We start from the raw sequence: 7,888 nt of genomic DNA, 5'->3' as shown, positions 1-7,888 counted from the left end.
CGGCTCGCGGAACCTGTGCTCGCCGAACGGCGCCATGGCATACGGGATGCCGAGGTAGCGGACGATCCCCGCCTCCTCGACGCCACGAACGATGCCGGTCGACAGGGTGGCATGCGGGGAGGAGGTCATGAGCGTCATCCTAGAGTCGTCGGTCCGCGGTACGGAGAACCCGCAGCTGCACGGGGTAGGATTGGCACTCTGAACGTCCGAGTGCCAGCGGAAGGGAAGGGCGATGGTCACAGAGCGAGGGCTGCAGGTTCTCCGCGCGATCGTGCAGGACTACGTCGAGACCCACGAACCCGTCGGCAGCCGGTCGATCGTCGACAGGCATTCCTTCGGCGTCTCGGCCGCCACGATCCGAAACGACATGGCGCTGCTCGAGGATGAAGAGCTGATCACCGCTCCGCACACCTCGTCGGGAAGGGTTCCCACAGACAAGGGCTACCGCGTCTTCGTGAATCATCTCGCCCAGTTGCGCCCGCTCTCTTCGGCACAGCGCTCGGCGATCGAGTCGTTCCTGGGCGAACCGGCCGATCTCGACGACCTGATGGTGCGCACGGTGCGGGTGCTGACGCAGCTGACGGGTCAGGTCGCGCTCGCACAGTATCCGTCGTTCGCGCGTGCGCACGTGACGCATGTCGAACTGGTGGCCCTGGCACCGAACCGGCTGCTGATCGTGCTGGTCACCGATGCCGGCGGCGTGTCACAGCGGATCGCCCCCCTGCCGGAGATCATCGACGAGTCCGACCTCGCGGTGCTGCGTGCACGCCTGTCGTCGTTGATCACCGGACAGGGCATCGGTGAGGCATCCGACCGTCTTCAGCTGCTGCTCGGGGCGGAGGACAAGCCTCAGGACGCGGTGCTCCGCACGCTCGCCGGCGTCGTCGTCGACGAGCTCGGCAGCTTCCGTCAGGAACGTCTGGTGATGGCGGGGGCGGCCACCCTCGCGCGTCGGGAACAGGACTTCCGCGGGAGCATCCATCCGCTTCTCGAGGCGATCGAGGAGCAGGTGACGCTGCTGCGACTGATGAGCGAGATGGTGACCGACGAGCAGGGTCTCGCGGCCAGCATCGGCACCGAGAACGCCCCCTTCGGCCTCGGTGAGGCGTCGATCGTGGCCAGCAACTACGCCGCCCCCAGCGGCACGGCGCGAGTCGGCGTGATGGGGCCGACGCGCATGGACTACCCGAGCAATCTCGCCGCAGCGCGGGCCGTGGCCCGCTACCTGTCGCGGATGCTCGACGAAGACGAGGCCGGCCGCTGACGCGGTCGCCACGAGAACACACGCAGAAAGGCGATTGTGGCGGACCACTATGAGGTTCTCGGGGTGTCCCGGGACGCTTCCACCGATGAGATCAAGAAGGCGTACCGACGCCTTGCCCGGCAGCTGCACCCGGATGTGAACCCCGGGGACGACGCTGCGGAGAAGTTCAAGCTCGTCACGCATGCGTACGACGTCCTCAGCGACGACGAGTCACGCCGGCGCTACGACATGGGCGGCGGAGACGGCGCCGCGGGGAACTTCGGCGGCTTCGGCGGTTTCGGCGACATCTTCGAGACGTTCTTCGGTGCTTCTCAAGGGGGAGGGCGCGGTGCGCGTCCGCGGTCGCGTCGGGAGCGGGGCCAGGACGCCCTCGTCCGGGTCACGCTCGACCTCGGCGACGTCGTGTTCGGGGCGCATCGGGACATCGAGGTCGACACCGCCGTGCTGTGCGAGACGTGTCAGGGGTCGTGCTGTCAGGAGGGCACCTCGCCGGTCACGTGCGACATCTGCGGCGGCTCCGGCCACGTGCAGCGGCAGGTGCGCAGCCTGCTCGGCAACGTGGTCACCTCTCAGCCCTGCGGCACCTGCGAGGGCTACGGCACGACCATCCCGTATCCCTGCGGCACCTGCGGGGGGCAGGGTCGCGTGCGTTCGCGCAGAACCGTGTCGCTCGACATCCCCGCCGGTGTCGAGACGGGGCTCCGCCTGCAGCTTCCCGGTTCCGGTGAGGTCGGCAAGGCGGGCGGACCGAACGGTGACCTGTACGTCGAGGTGACCGTCAACCCGCACGCGGCGTTCAGCCGCGAGGGAGACGACCTGCTCGCGACCCTCGAGGTGTCGATGACCGACGCGATCCTCGGTACCGAGACCAAGATCCAGGCACTCGACGGCGAGGTGGACCTCGAGATCCGTCCCGGTGTGCAGTCCGGGGACGTGCTCACGATCAAGGGACGGGGCATCACCCCGCTCCGCGGCACGCAGCGCGGCGATCTGCGGGTCGGCGTCCAGGTGCTGACACCGACTCGACTGGACTCCGCGCAGCGTGCGCTGATCGAGGACTTCGCGAAGAAGGCGAAGTCCCCGGAGCCCCAGCTCGCCCAGTTCCAGCAGGGACTCTTCTCGAAGCTCCGCGACCGCTTCCGCAGCCACTGATCATGGCACTGCACTTCCTCGTCGAATCGTCGACGGATGCCCGAGTCGACGACCTGGTGTCGTTGACCGGAGCCGAAGCCAAGCACGCGGCCGTCGTCCGTCGTCTTCGCGTCGGCGAGGCTGTCACCGTGGGCGACGGCGCGGGCGTGTGGCTGACCGGTGTGGCAGAGGAGGTGTCTCCCTCCCGAGTGGAGGTCCGTGTCGCGGAGCGCGTCGAGCACCCCGCTCCGACGCCTCGGGTCGTTCTGGTACAGGCGCTCGCGAAAGGAGACCGCGATGAGCTCGCCGTGCAGGCGGCGTGCGAACTCGGCGTCGACGAGATCGTCCCCTGGCAGGCGAGTCGTAGCGTCTCGCGGTGGGAGGGCCCGAAGGCGGTGAAGGGACGGGAGCGCTGGGCGACGATCGTCCGCGAGGCCGCCAAGCAAGCCCACCGCGCCTGGGTGCCCGCCGTCGCATCACCCGTCTCGACGGCTCAGCTCAGGGAGCGCGCGGCCTCGCAGCGCCTCCTGCTGCTCGACCCGACGGCGCCCACGCGACTGTCGGAGATCGAGCCGGACGGACGCGACCTGGTGCTCGTGGTCGGACCGGAAGGCGGGATCTCCGACGAGGAGCTGCGTCACCTGACGGAGGCGGGGGCAGAGCGTGTGCTCCTCGGCGAGACGGTGCTCCGTACCTCGACGGCGGGCCCGGCCGCGATCGCCGTGCTGTCGGTGGCACTCGGTCGATGGTGACCCCGCCCGACCGGCACGGGACGGGCCCGAGGTCGTCGTCACGCTCCGGTCAGTAGACTTGACGGTATGACGGAACCCTCGATCTTCACGCGCATTCTGAACGGGGAGATCCCTGCCGAGATCATCGGCGAGACCGACCGGCTGTTCGCGCTGCGCGACATCGCCCCGCAGGCGCCCGTGCATCTGCTCGTGGTGCCGAAGTCGGCAGAGTATCGAGATATCGTCGAGGTCGCGGCCGCAGATCCCTCTCTGCTCGCCGAGATGGTCGCTTTCGCGGGCGAGCTCGCGGCGGAGCACACGGAGGACGGCGACTTCCGCCTCGTCTTCAACACCGGCGCGAACGCCGGACAGACCGTTTTCCACGTCCACGCGCACGTGCTGGCCGGCGGATTGACTGAGAAGAGTGTCGGTGCCTGAGAACCACGAGCCCCAGGAGCGGAGCCTGGGCGGCCGGCCTCCTGAGGCGGTCGAGAAGATCTACGCGGACGGCGTCGCCATGGTGCAGCTGCTCGGACCGCAGGACCGGCTGCTGCGGATGCTGGAGCGTGAGCACCGCGATGTGCAGGTGCTCGTCCGCGGCAACGAGATCACACTCAGCGGTGACACCGATGCGGTCGCGAAGGCGAGGGCGCTGGTCGAGGAGCTGCTCGCCATGACGAAGGCCGGGCAGGACCTGGCACCGAGCGACGTGTCCAGTTCCGCGCGGATGCTGCGCCAGGAAGGAGGACCGCGCCCCAGCGAGGTTCTCGGCGAGGCGATCCTGACCACGCGCGGCAAGGTGATCCGTCCGAAGACCCTCGGGCAGAAGGAGTACGTGGACGCGATCGAGGAGAACACGATCGTGTTCGGCATCGGTCCGGCCGGTACGGGCAAGACCTACCTCGCGATGGCCAAGGCCGTCCAGGCGCTCCAGCGCAAGGAGGTCACCAGGATCATCCTCACGCGCCCCGCGGTCGAAGCGGGAGAGCGGCTCGGCTTCCTCCCCGGCACGCTCACCGACAAGATCGATCCATACCTCCGCCCGCTGTACGACGCTCTCAACGAGATGATGGACCCCGAGATCGTCCCTCGCCTGATGGCGACCGGCACGATCGAGGTGGCACCCCTCGCCTACATGCGCGGGCGCACCCTCAACGACTCGTTCGTCGTCCTCGACGAGGCTCAGAACACCACGCCGGAACAGATGAAGATGTTCCTCACGCGTCTCGGTTTCGGCACGCGGATGGTCGTCACGGGCGATATCACGCAGGTCGACCTTCCGCAGGGGTCGTCGGGGCTCCGCCTGGTGACCCGAGTGCTCGACGGCATCGACGACATCCATTTCTCCCGTCTCACCAGCGACGACGTGGTACGGCACTCGCTGGTCGGACGCATCGTCGACGCGTACAGCGAGTACGACGAGAAGCGCACCGCAGCGCGATTCGAGCGCGAGCAGGCGGCGGAGTTCGCCAACCGTGCCGATCGCCGGGGAGCACAACGACCTGGACCGCGTGATCGCGCCCCGAAACGAGGACTCTCATGATCGAGATCAACAACGAGTCGGCCATCGACGTCGACGAGACCGTGCTGCAGCGACTGACCGATTTCAATCTCGCGCAGCTGCACGTCAGCCCTGACGCCGAGGTGGCCATCGTCCTCGTCGACGAGGGCGCCATGGAGGCGCTTCACGTGCAGTGGATGGACGAGCCCGGCCCCACCGACGTGCTGAGCTTCCCGATGGATGAGCTGCGCCCCGGGACCGAAGACCGTCCGACCGCCCCCGGCCTGCTCGGCGACATCGTGCTCTGCCCCCAGGTGGCCGAGACGCAGGCGCAGGCGGCAGGACACACCCTGATGGATGAGCTCATCCTGCTCACGACCCACGGTCTGCTCCACCTCCTCGGCTTCGATCACGCCGAGCCCGACGAGGAGCGTGAGATGTTCGGACTGCAGAAGGAGCTGATCCAGGGTTTCGCGGCTGCTGAACGCCGACGATGACTGCTGTTCTCCTCCTGATCGCCGCCGTGCTGCTGGTGGCGTTCGGCGGTCTCATGGCCGCGATCGATGCGGCGTACGGGGTGACCTCGCGTGCCGGACTCGCCGACATGGCGACCGAGGGCCGCAGGGCCAGGGCACTGGAGCGTATCGCCTCAGATCTCGACGCCCACGTGAACGCGGTGGCGTTCATCCGCGTCCTCGCAGAGGTGACGGCAGCCGTGCTCGTGACGGTCGCCTTCACCATCCTGATCGAGAACAACTGGTGGGCGATGCTCGCCGCCGCGGTGCTCATGACGGCGATCACCTTCGTGCTCGTGGGGGCGAGCCCGCGGTCGTTCGGGCGTCAGCACGCCGAGGGCATGATCCGCGGCACCGCGTCGATCGTGCGCGGGCTCCGCATCATCCTCGGCCCCCTCGCGCAAGGCCTGGTCCTGCTGGGAAACCGGGTCACCCCCGGCACGGGGCGCAGCTCCTTCACCAGCGAGGATCAGCTGCTGAGCATGGTCGACGAGGCAGCGTCGAACGATCTCATCGAAGAGGACGACCGCGACCTCATCCACTCCGTCTTCGACTTCACCGACCAGTTCGTCCGCGCCGTGATGGTGCCGCGCACCGAGATGGTGACGGTCGATGCCACGGCGACCACCGACGAGGCGATGGCACTCTTCCTGAACCGCGGCGTGTCCCGGATGCCCGTCGTCGACGACGAGGCCGATGACGTGGTGGGAGTGCTGTACCTCAAGGATCTCGTGCAGTTCGCCTACCGCGACGACAGTGCGTGGCGCGCGGCGTCGATCCGTCCGATCGCGAGGCCGGCGACCTTCGTCCCCGAATCGATGCGAGCGGAGACCCTCCTGCAGCAGATGAAGCGCGATGCCGTGCACGTCTGTCTGGTGATCGATGAGCACGGCGGGATCTCGGGTCTCGTGACTCTCGAGGACCTCATCGAGGAACTCGTCGGCGAGATCTCCGACGAGTACGATCAGGTATCGGCGGAGTTCGTCGATCTCGGTCACGGACGATACCGCGTGAGTGCTCGCCTCTCGCTCGAAGACGTCGGCGATCTGTTCGGGCTCGAGCTCGAGGACGAGGACGTGGATTCGATCGGCGGTCTGCTCGGGAAGGCGCTGGGACAGGTTCCCCAGCCCGGCGCCACGGCGACCGTGGAAGGTCTGGTGCTCACCGGCGGTGCATCGCGGGGGCGTGGACGAGGTATCGCGACGGTGTTCGTGGAACGTGCGGCGGGGGAACCCGACGCTTCGCAGGATGAAGGAGATCGAGACGATGACTGACGACACCCGAAGCGGTTTCGTGACCTTCGTCGGCCGCCCCAACGTCGGGAAGTCGACGCTCACGAACGCCCTCGTCGGCGAGAAGATCGCGATCACGAGCGAGAAGCCGCAGACGACACGTCGCGCTATCCGCGGCATCGTCAATCGCCCGGAGGGGCAGCTCGTCATCGTGGACACCCCGGGGATCCACAAGCCGCGCACGCTGCTCGGCGAGCGGCTGAACGACCTCGTGGAGCAGGTGCTGGGCGACGTCGACGTCATCGGATTCTGCGTTCCTGCGAATGAGAAGGTGGGCCCGGGGGACAGGCGGATCGCGGCATCCCTCGACGGGTACCCGCGCGCGAAGAAGATCGCGATCGTGACCAAGATGGATGCGGCCGGCCGTGACGAGGTCACGGAGCGTTTGCTGGAGGTCGATTCGCTGCGCGAGGACTGGGCCGCGGTCGTCCCGCTGTCCGCCCTCACCCGCGAGCAGCTCGACGTGCTGTCGGACGAGATCCTGACGCTGATGCCGAAGGGGCCCGCGCTGTACCCGGAGGGCATCACGACCGACGAGTCGCAGGAGGACCGGATCGCCGAGATGATCCGCGAGGCCGCTCTCGAGGGCGTGCGCGACGAGCTTCCGCATTCGATCGCCGTCGTCATCGACGACATCGCGCCGAGGGAGGGCACCGACCTCACCGACGTGCACGCATCCATCGTCGTGGAGCGTGACAGCCAGAAGGCGATCATCATCGGGCATAAGGGCAAGCGTCTCAGCGAGGTGGGCGCGCGAGCGCGTGCGGGCATCGAGGAACTGCTGGGGACGCGCGTCTTCCTCGGGTTGCATGTGAAGGTCGCGAAGGAGTGGCAGCGCGACCCGAAACAGCTCGGCAGACTCGGGTTCTGAAATGACATCCGGCACTACGTCGATGGCGGCGGGAAGGCCGCCGACCCCGACGACATGAGCGGCCGCAGCGAAGACCCGAATCCGCTGCGCGACGAGGTCTTCAGCCGGGTGTTCGACGAACACTGGGCAGCCGTTCGACACCACATCGAGGGCGTGGTCGGCGCCGAGGCCGAGGTCACCGAGATCGTCTCGGAGGTCTTCCTGCTCGCCTGGACGAAGCTGCGCCCTGCCCGTCCGCCGAGTCGGGTCTGGCTTCTGCGGGCAGCTGATCGGCGACTGGGTGCCCGCTCCGGTCGTACGTCAGCACCGCACGGTGTGTTCGATGCCGTGCGTCTCGGCGTCTCCGGCGAGGAAGGTGAACCCGATCCTGTCGGCAGGGTGGCGGTCATGCGGGCTTTGGCTGTCCTCACTCCCCGCCAGAGGCGTATCATCATGCTCACGTACTGGGACGGACTCACGGTGGGGGAGATCGCGGAGTTGTCGCGCACTTCCGAGTTCCGGGTGCGGAAGTCGCTGGGACGTGCGCGGGAACGCCTGCGTGCGGAGCTGGGTCTGGAGGGGCTGATAACGGGTGATGATTGAC

Annotated in this window: 10 protein-coding genes; 9 read left to right on the top strand and 1 reads right to left on the bottom strand. The window is 67.9% G+C overall.

Annotated features, from left to right (window positions below; genetic code table 11):
• On the bottom strand, window positions 1-129 hold a 129-nt coding region (locus DSP71_RS23600; RefSeq protein ID WP_258546386.1), incomplete at its 3' end, for a carboxylesterase family protein.
• Between the two features lie 103 nt (window positions 130-232).
• Between DSP71_RS23600 and hrcA the strand changes: the two genes are divergently transcribed.
• From hrcA to DSP71_RS11280, 9 genes are all read left to right on the top strand, one after another.
• Window positions 233-1,264, top strand: coding sequence for a heat-inducible transcriptional repressor HrcA (hrcA, locus tag DSP71_RS11320; RefSeq protein ID WP_113681136.1), 1,032 nt, complete (start codon window positions 233-235; stop codon window positions 1,262-1,264).
• A gap of 36 nt (window positions 1,265-1,300) precedes the next feature.
• Window positions 1,301-2,416, top strand: a complete 1,116-nt coding sequence (dnaJ, locus tag DSP71_RS11315) for a molecular chaperone DnaJ (protein WP_061018470.1) — start codon at window positions 1,301-1,303, stop codon at window positions 2,414-2,416.
• 2 nt (window positions 2,417-2,418) lie between these two features.
• The gene (locus tag DSP71_RS11310) at window positions 2,419-3,147 is read left to right on the top strand and encodes a 16S rRNA (uracil(1498)-N(3))-methyltransferase (RefSeq protein WP_046749198.1); all 729 of its coding nucleotides are present in this window, start codon (window positions 2,419-2,421) and stop codon (window positions 3,145-3,147) included.
• Between the two features lie 66 nt (window positions 3,148-3,213).
• Window positions 3,214-3,564 carry an HIT domain-containing protein gene (locus tag DSP71_RS11305; protein WP_113681135.1) on the top strand — a complete coding sequence of 117 codons (351 nt, stop codon included), beginning with the start codon at window positions 3,214-3,216 and terminating at the stop codon, window positions 3,562-3,564.
• 79 nt (window positions 3,565-3,643) lie between these two features.
• Window positions 3,644-4,669: a PhoH family protein gene (locus DSP71_RS11300; RefSeq protein WP_242868634.1), complete on the top strand. Its 1,026-nt coding sequence runs from the start codon at window positions 3,644-3,646 to the stop codon at window positions 4,667-4,669.
• On the top strand, window positions 4,666-5,124 hold the full coding sequence (gene ybeY, locus DSP71_RS11295) for an rRNA maturation RNase YbeY (RefSeq protein ID WP_017202321.1): 459 nt from the start codon (window positions 4,666-4,668) through the stop codon (window positions 5,122-5,124). Before DSP71_RS11300 ends, ybeY begins: the two co-directional genes overlap by 4 nt.
• On the top strand, window positions 5,121-6,416 hold the full coding sequence (locus tag DSP71_RS11290) for a hemolysin family protein (RefSeq protein WP_046749196.1): 1,296 nt from the start codon (window positions 5,121-5,123) through the stop codon (window positions 6,414-6,416). Before ybeY ends, DSP71_RS11290 begins: the two co-directional genes overlap by 4 nt.
• The gene (era, locus tag DSP71_RS11285; RefSeq protein WP_046749411.1) at window positions 6,409-7,305 is read left to right on the top strand and encodes a GTPase Era; all 897 of its coding nucleotides are present in this window, start codon (window positions 6,409-6,411) and stop codon (window positions 7,303-7,305) included. Before DSP71_RS11290 ends, era begins: the two co-directional genes overlap by 8 nt.
• A 54-nt stretch (window positions 7,306-7,359) precedes the next feature.
• Window positions 7,360-7,887 (top strand): RNA polymerase sigma factor, encoded by a 528-nt coding sequence (locus DSP71_RS11280; protein WP_113681134.1) that lies wholly within the window; start codon window positions 7,360-7,362, stop codon window positions 7,885-7,887.
• The last annotated feature ends 1 nt before the right edge of the window (window position 7,888 follow it).

Origin of the sequence: Microbacterium sp. H6, assembly GCF_003314775.1 — a bacterium.
Taxonomy (GTDB): Bacteria; Actinomycetota; Actinomycetes; order Actinomycetales; family Microbacteriaceae; genus Microbacterium; species Microbacterium oxydans.
The sequence above is the reverse complement of the archived record's forward strand: the minus strand, read 5'-3'. Positions and strand labels throughout refer to the sequence as shown.

Coding starts and splice junctions, on each gene's coding strand:
- ybeY (WP_017202321.1), top strand. CDS start 4,666: ATGATCGAGATCAACAACGAGTCGGCCATCGACGTCGACGAGACCGTG.
- DSP71_RS11310 (WP_046749198.1), top strand. CDS start 2,419: ATGGCACTGCACTTCCTCGTCGAATCGTCGACGGATGCCCGAGTCGAC.
- hrcA (WP_113681136.1), top strand. CDS start 233: ATGGTCACAGAGCGAGGGCTGCAGGTTCTCCGCGCGATCGTGCAGGAC.
- era (WP_046749411.1), top strand. CDS start 6,409: ATGACTGACGACACCCGAAGCGGTTTCGTGACCTTCGTCGGCCGCCCC.
- DSP71_RS11300 (WP_242868634.1), top strand. CDS start 3,644: ATGGTGCAGCTGCTCGGACCGCAGGACCGGCTGCTGCGGATGCTGGAG.
- DSP71_RS11305 (WP_113681135.1), top strand. CDS start 3,214: ATGACGGAACCCTCGATCTTCACGCGCATTCTGAACGGGGAGATCCCT.
- DSP71_RS11290 (WP_046749196.1), top strand. CDS start 5,121: ATGACTGCTGTTCTCCTCCTGATCGCCGCCGTGCTGCTGGTGGCGTTC.
- DSP71_RS11280 (WP_113681134.1), top strand. CDS start 7,360: ATGAGCGGCCGCAGCGAAGACCCGAATCCGCTGCGCGACGAGGTCTTC.